This is a genomic window from Leptospira hartskeerlii (assembly GCF_002811475.1).
GTDB lineage: Bacteria > Spirochaetota > Leptospiria > Leptospirales > Leptospiraceae > Leptospira_B > Leptospira_B hartskeerlii.
Genome location: NZ_NPDL01000003.1, coordinates 22,252 through 39,680, shown reverse-complemented (window position 1 = coordinate 39,680; position 17,429 = coordinate 22,252). Strand labels below are relative to the sequence as shown.

The window sequence follows — 17,429 nt, the reverse complement described above, 5'->3', positions numbered from 1 at the left end:
TCCATTTCGGATAGAAGAGGAGAATCGATATTATCTTCGAGATCTTCTGATTTTGTCCGGAGTGATTTCCATAGCAGTGCTCGCTGCCGAACTCATCCATTTTAGAAATTCTGAAAATATAGACATTGTAGATCGGATGCTGATCTATGTGTATTATACGGTTCCATTAGTCATACTATTCTTGATCCTATCTTATTTTTATAGGAATCGTAGGAATTTAGAAACTGGCAGACTCAAAAGTTCCATTCGCTATAGACTTTCTCTTTCTTTTTTGTTCATTGCAATGCTTCCTTCTTTTCCCGTATTTTTGCTCACTTCCAACGTGATCGGAAGAGTCTTCGAAGGATTTTACGGATTAGATATAGCCCAAGCTCTTGAAGCCGGAGATCATTTTGTCCGCAAGGAATTGGATGTTGAAAAGAATAATCTATTAGAAAAAGCTAAATTATTTCGAAATCTTGTCCAAAGGCAAAATCCAAATCCGAATCTACTAACAAATCGAGCAAACGAATTGGATCTGATCTCCAATCCCAATTATTATGTGGGTTGGTATGAGAATAGCGTCCCCGTTCTCGAAAATAGATCCTTCAAATTGGCTATTTCTCCCGAAGAATTCACGAGTTTCGGAACGGAAGGTATTTCAGAAAAACTTGCCCTAAGCCAGAATTTAGGATTTTATCTACTTAAAATAGATTCACCGAATCCTGCGAAATTCCTAATATTAGGAAAACGTGTTTTTCAGGGAGAAGAATCCAAGGCATATTCTTTTATCAACACAAGAAAGAATTATATCACCGCGGATTTGGCTAAGGAAAAACTACCTTATGAGGTTAGGCTTACAATCACTCTGCTTACAGTATTTGCATTTTTGCTCTCTATCTTCTTCTCGCTTGTATTTGCTCGGAAAATCTCACGACCGATCATAGACCTAGCCAACGCCACACAGAAAGTTTCTTTAGGAGACACTGATATCAATCTTCCACTTACGGAAGGAGGAGAGATAGGCGCGTTAGTAGAATCTTTTAACCAAATGGTCAAGGACCTAAAATCCAAAAACGAAGAGTTGATGCATACGCAGAGAATTGCTGCCTGGAAAGAAGTGGCACAGAGAATGGCCCATGAAATCAAAAATCCACTGACTCCTATCCAACTTTCTGCAGAAAGAATACGTAGAAAATTAAACTCGGAAGTCCCGGAAGAATTTCAAGAGATCGTAACGAAGGGAAGCGAAACTATAGTCGGTCAGGTAAAAATTTTGGAACATCTAGTAAATGAATTCTCAGAGTTTGCTAGAATGCCTGCACCTAGATTGATTAACCAGCATCTGGAACCTGTGGTATTAGAAAGCGCAAAACTTTTCGAGCATACGCCCGGAATCCAAATAGAACTCAACTTCGCCAAAAATTTACCCGAAATCTTTTTGGACAAAAAACTGTTTTTGGGGATTATGAACAATCTTTTCAAAAATGCAGTGGAAGCGATAGAAAAGAGAAGGCAAAGAGGAGACTCAGGCTTTTCCCAAGGAAAAGTTCGAATTTCTACCGTACTCGAAAAAAGGATCATGAGACGTTCAGTGGTTTTACTTGTGGAAGATAATGGGATCGGAGTTTCTCCTGAATACAGATCCAAGGTTTTCGAACCCTATTATTCCACAAAGGACGAACATGTTTCCGGGATAGGACTTGCAATCGTCCAAAAAACAGTGATCGATCATAACGGTCATATCTCAGTAGATTCTTCCGAATTAGGCGGATGTAAATTCAGGATAGAACTTCCGGTAGCTTAGATGAGAATATTCATAGTAGACGACGAACCGGAAATCCGCAAATCACTCCAAGATATTTTGGGAGACGAGAACTATGAAGCGGAACAATTTTCATCCGGCAAAAACTTCCTAAAACATCTTAAGATAGAAAGACCAAGTTTGGTTTTACTAGATGTTTGGCTCGGAAAAGAAGACGGACTTAGCATCTTAGATGAGATCAAAAAGATTTATCCGACTGTTCCGGTAGTAATGATCTCAGGTCATGGAACAATTGAACTCGCGGTACAAGCCACCAAAAAGGGAGCATTAAACTTTTTAGAAAAACCTTTATCCATCTCAAAAGTTTTAGAAGCCGTAGAAGATGCATTAGTATATTCTGAAAAATGGGAATCTCCCGAGATCAAACTGGAATCGGATGAAATTTTAGGAAATTCTCCTGCAATCCAAAAAGTAAAATTTTCAATAGCACAAGCCGCTGCTACAAACGCCAGAGTGTTTATTTACGGAGAGAACGGAACAGGAAAGGAATTAGTCGCCAAAACTATATTCAAAAATTCTAAAAGAAAAGACCAACCATTCGTAGAGGTCAACTGTGCCGCTCTCCCGGAAGAATTGATAGAATCCGAATTATTCGGATATGTAAAAGGTGCTTTCACAGGAGCCACGGATACAAGGATCGGAAAATTCGAGGCCGCCAACGGAGGCACCTTATTCTTAGACGAGATCTGCGATATGTCATTATCCACTCAGGCAAAAGTGCTTCGTATTCTACAGGAACAAAGATTTGAAAAGCTGGGAAGCACCGAACAAGTTTCTGTGGATGTACGAATTATTGCGGCCACAAATATCCCAGTTGAAGAAGCGATCAAAGAAGGAAAGTTTAGAGAAGATCTTTATTATAGATTGAATGTGATCCCGATTACGATCCCTCCGCTAAGAGATCGCAAATCCGATATCCCATTACTTGTAGATCATTATGTAAGACAAACAATCTCTGAAAATAATCTGAGTCCTAAAATTATAGAAAAAGAAGCAGTTTCCATCTTAGAAAACCATTTCTGGCCGGGAAATATCAGAGAATTAAAGAATGTGATCGAAAGACTTTGTATTATGACTGTAAGCGATATTATCCGCGCCCAAGATGTAAAAGATTCCATGACCGGTTTCGTAAAAGCGAACGATCTGGCGGAAAAAGGTGACTTCAAAAAGGCAAAAGAAGAATTCGAAAAACAATATATTCTAAAAACATTACAAACCAACGAAGGAAATGTTTCCAAAACTTCCAAGGCACTCGGAATAGAAAGATCTCACTTATATAGAAAAATGAAATCCTTAGGAATACAGGCGGAGGATATCCATGATTAAGCCTGGAATTTTTCGGGAACTAAAAGGGATCCTGCAAGACTTTAAGTTTTTAATCCAAAACGGAGAATTCCCGATCATACGCAGACAGGGAGAAAAAGATCCCGAGGATCTAGATCTGGAATGGAAAGATTCTTGGGACTGGTCCTCCACCGGGTCCAAAAAGGAAACTTCTGTCCCTGGAATACAAATGAGGATCCCTCCTAAAAAAGAGGACAGAAACTTCTCCTGTAAACTATGTTCCGATCGACTAAGTGCCGTCCGTCATTTTATCATCCGGGGCAGAAAGAAAATATTAGTATTACATTATACTGGGGAAACCGTCTCAGGAAAAGAATCCTTTGTAAAAACTTCTCCTTTAAAAATTTTCAGGACAAGCGAAGCGGAAGATCTATTCGATAGAATGATCCAAAAAGTATTTGGATTCACTATGAAGGAGTTTTATTTCCAAGAATTTCCAGGATGTTTATTTTCCCAAGACAGGTCGAATGAAGAAGACTGGAAAAGAAGGACCCAAAATTGCAAGGTCCAAGTGCAAGAAACCATCCAGGAAGAAGGCATCCAAGGAATTATACTATTAGGCGCAGCGGCCACTCTATATTTCGGAAAAGAGGAAGCGCTCAAACAAATGGGAAAAACCTTGGAGTTCCAACCTGGGACTCCAATGGTCGTACTTCGTTCTCCTGAAGCAATCTTAGTTGCGGAACAAAAAAGAAAATCCAGCAAGACTGATTCTCCTGAATTCCAAGACGCCAAGAAGAAAGAAATAGAAGTCAAAGAAAGTATCCTCTCACAATTAGGAATCTTTCATCAGGAGATTAGAGAAAAAATTTGATCCAATACGCGGAACTAGCCTTCGATCTTCCCATCTTAGAAGACACATTTACTTATGAGGTCCCTCCAGGCACCCAAGTCGGAATGAGGGTAGAGGCCAAACTCAGAGGAAGAAAAGAAGAAGGAATCGTATTATCCTTACATCATAATGAACCCAGCTACGAAGTCTTACAAGTAGATCGGGTAATCGACAAAACTCCAGTTATCAATGAAGAACAGATTGGGCTCGCTTATTGGGTAAAAGAACAGTATCTCGCTTCTCTTGGAGAATGTATCCACAAGATGATCCCATCAGGGAGAAGGCATTCTAAAGTAAAACTTACGGAAGATATCACTGCTTCCGAACCATTCAAATTAAACGAAGAACAAGAAGCGGCTTACCAAAATATCAAAGCCGATTTTGGAAAAGATTCTATCCATCTTTTATTCGGGATCACTGGTAGCGGAAAAACAGAAGTATATCTACATTTGATCCGAGACATTCTTCAAAACTCAAACAAAGGAGTTTTACTTTTAGTTCCGGAAATTGGTCTGACCTATCATATTATACGCAAATTAGAAGCAGTCTTTCCCGGCCAGATTGCATTATTACATTCTGCTTTGAAAGTATCAGAAAGATTTAAAGCATATACGGACCTTCTACAAGGCAAAAAAAGAATAGCAGTAGGAACAAGATCCGCAGTATTCGCGCCAATTGCGAATTTGGGACTTGTCATCATAGACGAAGAGCATGATGGTTCTTTTAAAGAACATTCTACTCCAAGATATCATGCAAGACAGGTTGCATTACAAAGATGCAGGCAAAATAAAGCGGTATTAGTTTTAGGATCTGCAACTCCTTCTTTAGAAGTGTATCATCTTGCGAAAACCGGCAAGATTGGTCTGCAAATCTTAACCAAAAGACCTGGAACTGCTAAGCCGCCTACGGTCCGGATCGAAGAAAATAAAAAAGATGCAAGACTGATCGGCTCGGAACTTACATTTGCGATCAAGCAGAGATTGGATAAAAAAGAACAAGTCATTCTACTTCTAAACAGAAGAGGGTATAGTCCTTTACTCTATTCAGAAAAAGAAAAAACATATATCCCTTGTCCAAACTGCACATCTCATCTATGTTATCATAAAAAAGGTACCGTTATCTGTCACCTCTGCGGTTTTTCGGATTCTCTCCAAAGATTGGAATCCAAATTGGGAGAAAAATTAGTCATGATGGGGACAGGTACCCAAAAACTGGAAGAATTCCTTTTAGAAACTTTTCCAGGAGCAAAAGTAGAGCGCCTCGACCAAGATTCTATCCAAGACAAAAGTGTTCTTACTGATGTGATCGGAAGATTGGTAGACGGAGAAATAGATATTCTCACTGGAACCCAAATGATCTCCAAAGGTTTGGATGCTGCTCGAGTCACTCTTGTCGGAGTTTTGAATGCGGGGATCGGTTTAGGACTTCCTGATTTCAGAGCGGGAGAAAGAGTATTTTCTCTTTTAACACAAGTCGCAGGAAGAGCAGGGAGATCCGATCTAGCTGGAGAAGTTTTAATCGAAACAAATACAGTAGATCATCCGATTATTCGAATGGCACTAGACCAAGACTATATTCGGTTTTATGAATCTGAGATCAAAACAAGAGAAGAACTTTTTTATCCACCATTCTCTCGCTTGATCCGTATTTTATCCAGATCTAAAGATGAAAGTCTTTCTCTCAAAACGATAGAAGAAGTTCACCAAGTTTTAAAAAAATATCTGCCTGAACCGAACACAGTTGTTTTAGGTCCGGCTCCTTGTCCTTTTTATAAAATTGATGCGAACTTCAGAAATCATATACTGATCAAAACGACCATGCAGAACAAATGGAGAGAGATCTTAAAAAAAGAGATCCGACCTCTTAAAATTTCTAAAAACGTTTACCTGGAATTGGATTTTGATCCATTGGATCTAGTCTAATGAAAATCGCATTTTTTGGAACCCCGGAACCTTCTGCCAAACTTTTGCAGGCGCTATTACAAGAGTCTGAGATCCAAGTACAATTCGTAGTCACAAACCCGGATCGTCCTAAAGGAAGAAGTAAAACGCTCGTTCCAAGTCCTGTGAAAGAAGTGGCACTTGCAGCAAATCTTCCCGTATTCCAATATGAATCTATAAAGAAGGAAAAAGAAGAAGCACTCCAAAACTTAGCCAAGTTTGATGCCGAACTCTATGTTGTATTTGCGTACGGTTCTATTTTACCTAAGGAAATTTTCTCTTATCCTAAATTTGGTTCTATCAATCTACATGGTTCCATTCTTCCGGACCTAAGAGGTGCTTCTCCAGTCCAAACTTCTCTTTGGAAAGGTTATACTAAATCAGGGATCAGCATCCAATACCTGGGAGAAAAAATGGACGAAGGAGATATCATCGCCATCCAGGAAGTAGACGTGGATCTAGAAGATGATACAGGAACCCTTATGGAAAAGATTACCCAAGCAGGGATCCAAAGACTAATTCCTTTCTTGAAAGGTCCAAGAACTTCTCCTTTTGCGGCTTCTCCCCAAGACCATTCTAAGGCAACTTATTGCACTAAAATCCAGGCAGAAGATAGAGTCTTAGACGTGAAACTTTCTGCAATAGAAATACATAATCGAATCCGCGCCTTAAGTCCGGATCTAGGCGGATATTGCCGTTTCAGAGATAAACGAATGGTTTTATGGAAAACAAGACCCGTAGATTTTTCCGAAACGCCGATCCAACCTGGCAAATTGAAACGAATGGACAAAAAGGCCCTTCTTTTACAGTGTGGAGATGGCCGTTTCTTAGAGATCCTTTCCGTTCAACCGGAAAATAAAAACAGAATGACTGTTGCAGATTTCATGAACGGTTTCCGTATTTCGGACGAGGATCGTTTCGAGTGACCAAGGAAGAACTCCGCTCTAAATATCTCCCTATCGGGGGTTACTTTTTTTTCATCGCATTCGGCTTAGTAGTCTTCTTCATAGCCGCCTTCTTAGTTGTATTTGTTCGTACTAAAAGCTCCACTATGGTAGTAATGCCGGATGTGGTAGGCAAACCGTACAACGAAGTCCATAACGAATTAATGCGTCTCCAATTGAAAGTCAGATTGGAGTCCAAACGTTATCCTGATAAAACAGATGGAATTATAATCTACCAATCCATTCGCCCAGGAAGAGAAGTAGAAGCTGGCTCCAAAGTTTCCCTTACAGTCAATATCGGTTTAGACAGAATCGATATGCCAAACCTAAAAGGGCAAAGTTTAGTCTCTGCTAAAAACTCCATGGAAAAAGTTCTCTCGGGAGAAACTTACGTTTCTCTGACATTGGGTGGAATCACTTATGTAGAGGTGAAAGAAGGAGAACAACCTGACACTGTAGTGGATCAAATACCGGAAGCTGGTAAAAATATCACCGCTGGCGAAAAAGTATTCTTACTAGTTACTAAACCTTCTACCAAGAAAAAAGAAGGGGAGCCTCAAGCAGGATTAGAATTTAAACCTGGTGATTCTTTTGCATTCGCTCAAAGAGCATTGGTAAGAGCAAAAATTTCTTCCAAAGCAGAAGTGGTTGTTACCAAATTTCGTCCCGATAATGGAAAAATTGAATCAGTCCAAAAAGTGGGAAATGAATACAAGTTTAAGGTATTTTATTTCGAGCCGGAAGATAGGATAGAAAGTGGATACGAAAGTTTCGTCTATGAAGCTCCTGAAAACGGAACTTATTCTTTAATCGTAAAAGACCAAAACGACGAAACAAAACAAATGGAAATCAGCGCTCCCACAACATACCAAGAGGGAGAAAAAATCCAGACCGTCTTTTACAGAACAGGAGACGTGACACTGGTTCTTTTGGACGAGAAAGGTTCAAAAGTAAAATCCAAAGACTACGAGAACGAATTTTGAAAATCTCCGCTTCTATTTTAGCCACCCAACTTACAGCACTTGCAAATACAGTTCCTAATTTTAAAAAAGAAGGAATAGATTTAGTCCACATGGATGTGATGGACGGAAACTTTGTGCCTCAGATCAGCTTCGGAGAAGCGGTCAATAAAGAGATCAAAGCAATGACCCAGATCCCTTTGGATGTTCACCTAATGGTAGAGAAGCCAGAGAATCATGTTCCGAAATACTATGAGCTAAATCCTTACTGCATTACTTTCCATGCGGAAACCACTCGTTTCCCAATCCGTTTAGCTCAGGAAATAAAGAAGAATGGACCGAAAGTAGGAGTTTCTCTCAACCCTGGGACTCCGGTCTCCGCATTAGAAACACTTCTACCTTATATCGATCTAGTACTCATCATGACTGTGGAACCTGGTTTCTACGGACAGAAATTCGTGGATGGGGGAATGGATAAGATCAGAAAGGTCAAGTCGCTCATTTCTAATTATCCGATCGAGCTGGAAGTAGATGGGGGAGTCAATGATACCAATATCAAAGAACTCTCTCAAGCAGGTGTGGATATCTGCGTGGTGGGCGCCGGTTTGTTTAAATCCGGAGACCCAAGTGAGAATGGTATCCGGTTAAAAAGCCTAGTAAAGTGATAAGCTTTATTAAATATTGACAGCCGGGCTTTCCGGGAAATTATGGCGTATTAGGGCGAGCCGTACGGTGAGCCATCCTTATTTATTCGAAGGAATTTTACTTTGGTTAAGATCAGACTACAAAGAACCGGAGCCAAAAACAACCCTCACTACCGGGTAGTGGCTGCAGATAGCCGTTCCCCTAGAGACGGTAAATTTATCGATATTCTTGGACACTATCACCCAGCAGAGGTGAAAAGCCAAACAGTCCTGGATAAAGACAAAATTTTAGGCTGGCTCAACAAAGGTGCTCAACCTACCGGAACCGTTCTGAACCTCATTAAACACGAGGGGATTTGGGCGGAATATAAACAATCCCTGAAGAAGTAATGGAAGAGCTGATCCGCTATATCGTTACTTCTCTAGTAGATCATCCGGAGGAGATTTCAGTACGTGAAATCGAGGGCGACGAACAAACCGTCCTAGAACTCCGGGTTTCCCCGAAGGATGTGGGGAAAGTGATCGGCAAAAATGGTAGGATCGCAAAGTCCTTAAGAGCGATCTTAACCGCAGCTTCCATCAAAGCCGGAAAAAATTTCTCCTTAGAAATTATTGACTGAGACTCGAATCCTAACCGGACATTTAGGAAAACCCTTCGGACTGAAGGGTTTTGTCCGACTGGTGGCAGAGGATAGCTCTGTTCCTGAACTCAAATTTCCTATCCAAGCGATCTTAGAATTTCCCTCTCGGGAACCTGTGCCTGTTAAGATCCTAAAGTCCTCTTTACAAGCAGGAAAGATACTATTACAATTAGAAGGGATCAACTCTCCCGAAGAAGCTTCCTCCTTAACAGGTGGAAAACTGTATATAGATCGTTCTCATTTTCCCAAATCCAAAAACGAAGAATATTATTTATTCGAGTTAAAAGGACTGAAAGCAATCTCTGAAGATGGAAAAGAACTTGGTTGGGAATTGATAGACATACTAGAAAATCCGGCACATTCTATCCTAGTCTTTCGAACGGAAGATTCCGAGGTCTTAGTTCCCTATGTGGAGAAACATGTAGGAAAAGTGATCTTAGAAGAAGGTAAGATCGTTTTGAAAAGTCCTGAGGATTGGAATGAAATTTAATTTTATTACCTTATTCCCAAACAAAGTCCAGGCTTACTTCTCGGAAGGACTTCAGGAGAAGGCGATCCAGAAGGGAGTATTCTCCGTTAATATTGTACATCTTAGAGACTTCTCCAATAATAAACATCTAAAGGTAGACGACACACCTTATGGCGGTGGTCCGGGAATGCTTTTAAAAGTAGAGCCTATAGACCTGGCCTTAAAGTCATTGGGAGAAGATAGAGGACTCGTAATTCTTACGACTCCATCCGGAATTCCATTCGATCAGAACGTTGCGGAGAAATTAGCTAAGCTTGAAAAGCCTATCACTCTTATATCAGGATACTATGAAGGAGTGGATCATAGGGTAACAGAGCATCTTGTTGACATAGAACTGTCCCTTGGAAATTATGTAATTTCAGCCGGAGATTTGGCTAGCCTCTGTATTACGGATGCTGTGTCCAGGCTTTTGCCCGGCTTTTTAGGCGACCGAGAGAGCCTGGAAGAAGAATCTCATAACGAAAGGGATGTTTTAGAATATCCACAATATACGAAACCTTCCGAGTACAATGGCTGGAAGGTTCCTGAAATTCTCTTGGGCGGAAACCACGCGGCGATCGAATCTTGGCGCAATGCCAATCGAAAGAAAGTCGACCCTGATATTACGAGGAATTTATGAAAGAACTTTTAAAAGGCGGACTTCCTACAGAAGCAAATCGTACCCTGAACTTCAACGTTGGGGATACTGTAAAGGTCCATTATAAAATCCAAGAATCCGGTAAGGAAAGGGTCCAGGTGTACGAAGGAGTTGTGATCTCCATCTCCAACGGCGGAAACGGAAAATCTTTCACCGTTCGTAGGATCTCCTATGACGTGGGCGTAGAAAGAGTATTTCCACTTTATTCTCCTCGTATCGCTAAAATTGAACTAATACGTAAAGGTAAGGTTCGTCGTTCTAAACTATTCTTCTTAAGAGAACGTTCTGGAAAATCTGCTCGTATTCGCGAGTTGAAAGGCGGAAAAATCTTAGTTGCAGAAGACAGAAAACGCCAAACTGCAGAAGAAGCAAAAGCTACTACTGCAACTGCGGAAACTACTGCAGCAGAATAAGAATCTTTAATGATTGCGGCAGACTTCTCTGCCGCAATTCTCTCCTTCCTTTTTACCTTCTCCCTTAAAGCCAATGCCTCTCGCAAATTTTGAACCGGAAGAATTGAAATTTTTTTCGGAGTTTCTTCCTTGCGGGATAGACGAAGCAGGAAGAGGTCCTTATGCAGGCCCTTTATCCGTAGGAATGGTTTCTTTTACTCCAGAAGTTTTGGAAAAGATCTATTCAGGGCAGATCTTAAAGGGACTCAACGATTCCAAAAAATTGACCGAATCCAAGCGTGAATCTTTGTTTCAAGAAATACAAGAAACAGCCCACAAAATTGCTCACGCATTCTTATCTCATACCTATATAGATCGTTACGGAATCAATAGAGCGGTCTTAGAAGGAATATTGAAATGTTATAGAAAGGCCTCCGACGCTCCGATAGAAAATACTGGAAGAAAACTTCTGCTCTTAATAGACGGAAACTATAATTTTTCCAAATATAAGGAATCGGAAGAGGTAAAACGCCAGTCTTACTATTATAAAAAAGGGGATTCCAGGATCGCAAGTATCGCGGCCGCATCCATTATCGCAAAAGTAAAACGGGACCGTTTTATGAAAGCGATCGCTTCCAAGTTTCCCGGTTATGGATTCGAAGCACATAAAGGATACGGCAGCGCGGGACATGAACAAGCAATCCGGGATCTGGGACTAGCAAGAATCCACAGAAGATCCTTCACAAAAAAATTCCATGCTACCGATTCCTCCTCCCAATCCGATTGATAAAAACCTAAACAATCAGATCCGAAAAACGGATCGGGTCCCGGAATCCCATCAAATTTCCTTAGTTATAAATTCCTCCACCAAAATCCTGAATCCGGAGACTTTCGAAGGAGAATCCAAAGATGCTCCATTTTTTAGGGTTTGGGTGAAAGAAGGTACCAAGGACGGAAAGGCAAAACTTCTCTGGAAAGGAGAAACATTAGAAGCCGAAACTAAGACAAGTCTTCTGACTGGGGAACAATTACTTTTATCCCGAACCATATCCGGCAGCGGCTCTGAATGGAAAATACAGGAAAGGAAACTAACGTTAGAAGCGGATGATTCCAAAACATTTTCTCCATTGGAAAAAGGACTCACAGGAGTTTTGGAGAAGGTACTACATAAAGAAGAAGGTCCCATCTCCGAGGATAGTATTTTAGCCTTCTTAAAAAGCTATTTTCCTCATTTCGAATGGAAATCGGAGACTCCTTATTTCGAGTGGGAATGGGAAGGAGGAAATGCGGAAGGATATCTTGGTGGAACCGATCCGGGTCGAATATTTGTGCTCTTTATGGAGACGAATGAAGACGGTCCAAGTCTATACAGGTTCCATTGGAAAAAAGAAGATGCGTCGGACCTGATTCTAACCGCTATTTATACTAGTTCTAAATTGTACTTGCATATAGGTCGGAATCGGAAAAAATTTATGCAGTTCTTGGAAGAATCGGGAGTTAGATTCCAAGAACTCAGGATACAATATAAGCCCTCTTTACAGAGAAGGGAATGGACTGCGTGAAATTCGGAATCGCCCTAAAGTTTACACCGAACGAAAATAAAGGACCCAAAATCCTAGCCAAGGGAGAAGGTCTATTAGGTGAAAAGATCAAGGGAGTAGCGAAGAGGCACGGAGTTCCAATAGTGGAGGATGCTCCTTTGGCCGAAGCACTTTCTCCGATACCGGTAGGACAAGAAATTCCGGAAAATTTATACAGAGCGGTTGCGGGTGTTTTTGCTTTCGTACTCAGCCAAAAAGCGGAAGCAAAGTAAGGGAATTTGAAAAAATGAAAAAATTGAACGTGTCCGAATTGAAGCCGGGTATGAGATTCACGAAACCCGTATATCTGGACAAAGAGAATCTGTTCATCACCTCTAATACTCCGATCACTGATTCGGACTTGGAGCGTTTGAAAAGATTCGGGATCACCGAAGTATTAACCCATGGTGATATTCTGGTCATAGATGTGGATCCAGAAAGATTGGAAACCCAATTAGAGGATTTTATCATCAGCACGATCGTAGACGAGGACCTTCTTCCATTGAAGGGAATTTACGATAACCTGAACCGCATTAAAGTACAATTTTCCAATCTGTATAAAAACACTTTCGCATTAGTACAAGATGTTTATAGAAAAGTTGCTGACGATAAGATATTTGATTTTGGCCCAGTGAGAGAACAAGGAGAAGCTCTTTCCGACTTCGTAAGGACTCACAATAATCTTTCTTATCTCATCCTTGGAATGAATAACCCTGGATATTATCTGTACAACCAGATCACTACTTCCACATTCTACGCTTTGATTATAGGAAAACTTTTGGACTTCTCCCGTCCTAAAATGGTAGATCTTGCAATTTCCTGTTTGGTAGCAGATGTGGGAATGACCAAAGTTCCTGCAACCATCTCCGAAAAAACAGACCAACTTACAGACGAAGAATACAAATCCATTTTAAAACATACGATCATAGGTTATCAGGTTCTGACCCAAAGGGTCAAAATTAAGAACAGTTTGGCGGTAGTAGCTCTTCAACACCATGAACGTTTTGATGGAAAGGGTTATCCTCAGAAAATTGCAGCCACAGCAATCGAAGAGAATGCTAGAATATACGCGATTGCGGATAATTTTTCCGCTCTGATCACAAACAGACCTCATCGACAAAGAGTACTTCCTCACGAGGCAATCAAGTCTATGATCAGCATGGATGTGGGCAAGTTTGACCTGAAAATTGTACGCACCTTCTTGAACCAAGTTTCCTTATATCCTGTGGGCTCCTGTGTGGAACTTTCAGATAAAAGAGTAGGAGTTGTTCTTGCTGCGAATGCGGACAAACCGTTAAGACCTTCTATTCGCATTATAAAAGACGAATATGGAACTTTTGTGCGCAACTTAGTTCTCGTGGATCTGGTAAAAGAGAACCATCTATTTATCGTCAAGGCATTAGATCTACAAGAAGCCACTGCAAATTCTTAAAATTTTTCCGGGTTTCTTTTCTTTAGATTTATCTTTAGATCAAAATTTTTTTTCTCCATTCTTCTTTTCCGAAACACGTCTTTTGTATGGGATATAGCTCCAAACGAAGAGTAATAAAAGGGAAAGAAGGAGAAAATATTGCCACAGAACTTCTTCTTAAGTTAGGCCATACCATTTTAGAAAGAAACTTCCGGATCAAAAGGGGAGAAATCGACATAATCAGTGAGAAAGAAAACGTCCTTTATTTTACGGAAGTGAAATACTGGGCCAGAACTTCTCCGCTTCACCCACTGGAAATCTTCGGAACAAACAAGATCCGAAGAATGAAAACGGCAGCCACGTATTATTTGAGTAAAAACGTTTCGTTTAGAGATCATTTTGTCTCCTTCTCTCTGGCCCTAATTACTGAAAAAAGGGAACTGAAATATTATCTTCATCTATTCTAAAACAATCGTTAAGCGATTTGAAAAACGAGTCGATTTTCGAATTGTCTGCGGGTTCTCAAGGATGAGGACCTTAAATCGTTACAAGGAAGTAACTATGAAAAGCATCCAAATTCTCGGCAACTTGGCCGGGTCCGATCCGTTCGGGCCAGACCCAGTGATTCTGAGAAAACGAGGAGTTCCAATCAAGAAGCGGAAATTCGAGGACTATAAGAAGAAGATCGAGGACGAAAACTACATAGATTTCGCAATCGATAAGATCGCTATGGAACTCTCGCATTTCCTGTCAAAGTAACCACAAAAATAAAACCGTCGAAAGAACAAGTTAGGTTACGGCCCTGTTTTCCGGAGACCATCCGGAATTCAGGAAAACAAGGGCCTCCTCCAAATTCCTCAAAAGTATTTCCTCCGAACCTTCCAGATCTGCAATCGTTCTCGCTACCTTTCTAAAATGAGCCACCTTACGAAGGCTGAACTTTTGGCTATGAACAGCTTTCCAAAAGATAGTTTCACATTCCTTGGAAAGAGGGATCATTCTTTCTACTTCTTCTCCTCGCAATCTTCCGTTATATAATTTTCCTGTTTCTCTAAATAATCTTCGGTATTGTATATCTGCCGCGGATTGGATGGAGTCTCGAATCGATTTTAGATTTATGGAAACCTTCTCCGCATCAGTATTTCCTGAAAAACCTAGATGGTAGAATATTTCGATCCGATCCAAAAAAGGACCCGTAAAGGGGGATTGGTAATTCCGTATACTTGCGACACTACAATTACATTCTTTTATTAAAGTTTGGTAATATCCACAAGGGCAGGGATTGGTGGCACCTATGAACAAAAAAGAAGCAGGGTAGGTGATAGATCCTCTGATCCTCGAGATCGTAATTTGTCCTTCCTCCATCGGTTCCCTTAATACTTGTAAATTGCGGGAATGGAATTCTGAAAGTTCATCTAAGAATAATATTCCGTTTCCGGCGAGGGAGACTTCTCCCATTCTTAAACTGCTCGAACCTCCAGCGAGTGAAATATCTGATATTGTATGATGAGGACTTCTAAAGGGTCTTTCTATTTCAGTATCGGAAAGTATCTCTTGTAAAGAACGTATTCCTAATAGTTCAATTCCTTCTTTCTCTTGGATCTTAGGAAGAAATCCGTAAGCCATTCTCGCGAGCATCGTTTTTCCTGCACCCGGCGGACCTGACAATAAACAATGATGAAATCCTGCACTTGCGATCTGGATCGCTCGTATAGCAGGCAACTGACTTTTATGAAGTTCGGATTTCCCTGGGAGCTCTTCCGATCTGATCTTTATCTCACCTTTGAGCTCAGGCTTGATATCTCCTTTCGCTAAAGAGACTAAATCTTTTAGATGGGAGATCGCATAGATCGGAAATTTTCCGAGGATAGATGCTTCTTTTCGGTTTTCAAACGGGACAACTGCCGCCGTAAAACCTAAATTCGCAAGACCGGAGAGTATAGGTAGAATTCCTTTCAGAGGTCTTACGGAACCATCTAGTCCGAGTTCTCCTAAGAAAAGAAAATGTTCTAGGTTTTTCGAGGGAGGTAATTGCTCTGTTAAATATAAAATTCCTGCGGCGATAGGAAGATCTAAGTATGTCCCTTCTTTTTTTCTGCCGGCAGGAGCAAGATGGACCAGAATATTCTGGAGGGAATACTCGAATCCGCTGTTCTCTATTGCGATCCGTATCCTATCTGCTGATTCTTTGATGGAAGGGCCTGGAAGTCCTGTGATTAGGAACCTTGGGATCCCTCTTTTAATATTGATCTCTACGGATATTGGAAAGGGAAGTATTCCCTCCAGAGATGCTCCCAGAAATTTGGTCAGTTTACATGTTTCCATAACCGGAACAGGTGCGGAAAAATTCGGGCCTCGCGCTTTTTTTCTAAAAACTAGTTTATCACTTCCGGACCTTCAGTAAGTTATGCATGAAATGGTGCGATTCTTCGCTTTTTTACTGGCTCTATTTACCATACAGTGCGGAGCCAGGTTGATCAAAAAAGAGAAGTTATTCGAGATCAACGAACACTACCAAGATAAGATATACAGCCTTAAAAAAGACACAAAAGTCTCTATGACTGAAACTTTTAAGAAGGGAATGTTGGTCCGAATCTATGTCGAATCGACTCCTTCCCTAATCAAAGTGAAATGTTTCCCGGCAGACCAGAAAAGGGAACATGCGATCGGCAGGCTGATCGCCTATCAGGTAAACGATGATTTAGAGAAAAAGACCATTAGTATAGAGGATTTGGATAAGATCGTTGCAAATGAGCTCACGGAATATAAAAAGAAAAAGTAGCCGTCGTTCTTCCTTAGGTTCAAGAAGGCATCCCGATGCGGCCGATATTAAATATGTGAAACGGACGATTCTTTGCCTTCCCATTATATCCGCCATGGTGGCTTCGGCTTTATCGGCCGATCCGCTCAAAAATTACGAAAACGCAATCAACGATTACGCGAATAAAGATTCTTCCTTCTTCACTGACAAGGAAGAGCGTAAGATCAAACAATTATTCTCTCAATCCCCGGAAGAATGGGAAGAAGATAAATATTCTTCTCTCAGCTACAATAAAGATAAGTCCAATCTGGAACTTCCTTCTTTTATAAGTATCAATCCTATCGTTTCTTCCAAGATAGTTAGCCAAAGCGGCTTTATTATAAAATCCTATATTGTAAAACCTAAGGATACGTTATTCAGGATCGCTAAATCCTTAAAGACCACTGCTGCTAAAATCTCAGAAGCAAACGGTTTAAACAAAGGTTCCGTTCTAAAAGTAGGACAGAGCTTAAGTGTTCCTGTAAAAGTTGGGAATGCATCCCGCCAAAAGATAGAATACAAACGAGTATTCATCACTCCAGTTTTAGGTGCTAGATTTTCTTCCAGATATGGCAAAAGAAAAGATCCATTCCACACGGGTGGAGGTGGTTACCATACTGGGATAGATATGGCTGGCCCTCAAGGAGCACCGATCTTAGCTTCCGCAGATGGTGTGGTAAGTTTTGCCGGAGTGAACGGCGGTTACGGGAACTCAGTCATCATAGATCATCCAAACGGTTATAGGACCATGTATGCGCATTGCGCTAAAATTACAGTGGAAGAGGGAACGAAAGTGAAAGCTGGCACGGTCATAGGTGCCGTAGGTCGTACGGGCTCTGCCACAGGTTCCCATCTCCATTTCGAGGTGTTCTATAACGGAAAAAGGATCAATCCTGAGGTAGCACTTAGGAAGACCTTAAAAATTGTTACTAACCTGGACCCAGGCAAAGTAGCAAAGCTTTAATAAACGAT

Annotated in this window: 21 protein-coding genes; 20 read left to right on the top strand and 1 reads right to left on the bottom strand. The window is 40.9% G+C overall.

The window, feature by feature from the left end:
- The first annotated feature begins 10 nt into the window (after positions 1-10).
- From CH352_RS05585 to CH352_RS05500, 18 genes are all read left to right on the top strand, one after another.
- Positions 11-1,786, top strand: coding sequence for an LIC_11548 family sensor histidine kinase (locus CH352_RS05585; RefSeq protein ID WP_207766661.1), 1,776 nt, complete (start codon positions 11-13; stop codon positions 1,784-1,786).
- On the top strand, positions 1,787-3,130 hold the full coding sequence (locus CH352_RS05580) for a sigma-54-dependent transcriptional regulator (protein WP_100705849.1): 1,344 nt from the start codon (positions 1,787-1,789) through the stop codon (positions 3,128-3,130). It begins immediately after the preceding gene.
- Entirely contained in the window at positions 3,123-3,962 is an 840-nt protein-coding gene (locus tag CH352_RS05575) for a hypothetical protein (RefSeq protein ID WP_100705848.1), read from the top strand. Before CH352_RS05580 ends, CH352_RS05575 begins: the two co-directional genes overlap by 8 nt.
- Positions 3,959-5,902, top strand: coding sequence for a replication restart helicase PriA (gene priA, locus CH352_RS05570; RefSeq protein ID WP_100705847.1), 1,944 nt, complete (start codon positions 3,959-3,961; stop codon positions 5,900-5,902). The genes CH352_RS05575 and priA overlap by 4 nt, the downstream gene beginning before the upstream one ends.
- Entirely contained in the window at positions 5,902-6,846 is a 945-nt protein-coding gene (gene fmt / locus CH352_RS05565; protein ID WP_100705846.1) for a methionyl-tRNA formyltransferase, read from the top strand. The genes priA and fmt overlap by 1 nt, the downstream gene beginning before the upstream one ends.
- Complete coding sequence (locus CH352_RS05560; RefSeq protein ID WP_100705845.1) at positions 6,843-7,847, top strand: PASTA domain-containing protein; 1,005 nt, start codon at positions 6,843-6,845, stop codon at positions 7,845-7,847. The genes fmt and CH352_RS05560 overlap by 4 nt, the downstream gene beginning before the upstream one ends.
- Positions 7,844-8,488 (top strand): ribulose-phosphate 3-epimerase, encoded by a 645-nt coding sequence (gene rpe, locus CH352_RS05555; protein WP_100705844.1) that lies wholly within the window; start codon positions 7,844-7,846, stop codon positions 8,486-8,488. The genes CH352_RS05560 and rpe overlap by 4 nt, the downstream gene beginning before the upstream one ends.
- 102 nt (positions 8,489-8,590) lie before the next feature.
- Complete coding sequence (gene rpsP, locus CH352_RS05550) at positions 8,591-8,857, top strand: 30S ribosomal protein S16 (RefSeq protein WP_100705843.1); 267 nt, start codon at positions 8,591-8,593, stop codon at positions 8,855-8,857.
- Positions 8,857-9,087 (top strand): KH domain-containing protein, encoded by a 231-nt coding sequence (locus tag CH352_RS05545; protein ID WP_100705842.1) that lies wholly within the window; start codon positions 8,857-8,859, stop codon positions 9,085-9,087. The genes rpsP and CH352_RS05545 overlap by 1 nt, the downstream gene beginning before the upstream one ends.
- Positions 9,080-9,598, top strand: a complete 519-nt coding sequence (rimM, locus tag CH352_RS05540; RefSeq protein WP_100705841.1) for a ribosome maturation factor RimM — start codon at positions 9,080-9,082, stop codon at positions 9,596-9,598. Before CH352_RS05545 ends, rimM begins: the two co-directional genes overlap by 8 nt.
- The gene (trmD, locus tag CH352_RS05535; RefSeq protein WP_100705840.1) at positions 9,588-10,256 is read left to right on the top strand and encodes a tRNA (guanosine(37)-N1)-methyltransferase TrmD; all 669 of its coding nucleotides are present in this window, start codon (positions 9,588-9,590) and stop codon (positions 10,254-10,256) included. The genes rimM and trmD overlap by 11 nt, the downstream gene beginning before the upstream one ends.
- Complete coding sequence (gene rplS / locus CH352_RS05530) at positions 10,253-10,687, top strand: 50S ribosomal protein L19 (protein ID WP_100705839.1); 435 nt, start codon at positions 10,253-10,255, stop codon at positions 10,685-10,687. Before trmD ends, rplS begins: the two co-directional genes overlap by 4 nt.
- Before the next feature lie 73 nt (positions 10,688-10,760).
- Positions 10,761-11,453 (top strand): ribonuclease HII, encoded by a 693-nt coding sequence (locus CH352_RS05525; RefSeq protein WP_100706241.1) that lies wholly within the window; start codon positions 10,761-10,763, stop codon positions 11,451-11,453.
- Positions 11,422-12,228 (top strand): hypothetical protein, encoded by an 807-nt coding sequence (locus CH352_RS05520; RefSeq protein WP_100705838.1) that lies wholly within the window; start codon positions 11,422-11,424, stop codon positions 12,226-12,228. Before CH352_RS05525 ends, CH352_RS05520 begins: the two co-directional genes overlap by 32 nt.
- Complete coding sequence (locus CH352_RS05515; protein ID WP_207766649.1) at positions 12,216-12,479, top strand: EscU/YscU/HrcU family type III secretion system export apparatus switch protein; 264 nt, start codon at positions 12,216-12,218, stop codon at positions 12,477-12,479. Before CH352_RS05520 ends, CH352_RS05515 begins: the two co-directional genes overlap by 13 nt.
- 14 nt (positions 12,480-12,493) lie before the next feature.
- Positions 12,494-13,678, top strand: coding sequence for an HD-GYP domain-containing protein (locus CH352_RS05510; protein WP_100705837.1), 1,185 nt, complete (start codon positions 12,494-12,496; stop codon positions 13,676-13,678).
- Positions 13,679-13,764: 86 nt separating this feature from the next.
- Positions 13,765-14,124: a YraN family protein gene (locus tag CH352_RS05505; RefSeq protein ID WP_100705836.1), complete on the top strand. Its 360-nt coding sequence runs from the start codon at positions 13,765-13,767 to the stop codon at positions 14,122-14,124.
- A gap of 94 nt (positions 14,125-14,218) precedes the next feature.
- A complete protein-coding gene (locus CH352_RS05500; protein WP_008590301.1) occupies positions 14,219-14,416 on the top strand; it encodes a hypothetical protein in 198 nt (65 codons plus the stop codon).
- Positions 14,417-14,446: 30 nt separating this feature from the next.
- On the opposite strand, the gene CH352_RS05495 is transcribed toward CH352_RS05500, so the two are convergent.
- Entirely contained in the window at positions 14,447-15,982 is a 1,536-nt protein-coding gene (locus CH352_RS05495) for a YifB family Mg chelatase-like AAA ATPase (RefSeq protein WP_100705835.1), read from the bottom strand.
- Between the two features lie 82 nt (positions 15,983-16,064).
- Here CH352_RS05495 and CH352_RS05490 point away from each other — a divergent pair, with 82 nt between their 5' ends.
- Together CH352_RS05490 and CH352_RS05485 are read left to right on the top strand one after the other, a co-directional pair.
- Complete coding sequence (locus CH352_RS05490) at positions 16,065-16,439, top strand: type II secretion system-associated lipoprotein (RefSeq protein WP_100705834.1); 375 nt, start codon at positions 16,065-16,067, stop codon at positions 16,437-16,439.
- Positions 16,408-17,421 carry a M23 family metallopeptidase gene (locus tag CH352_RS05485; protein WP_423789688.1) on the top strand — a complete coding sequence of 338 codons (1,014 nt, stop codon included), beginning with the start codon at positions 16,408-16,410 and terminating at the stop codon, positions 17,419-17,421. Before CH352_RS05490 ends, CH352_RS05485 begins: the two co-directional genes overlap by 32 nt.
- The last annotated feature ends 8 nt before the right edge of the window (positions 17,422-17,429 follow it).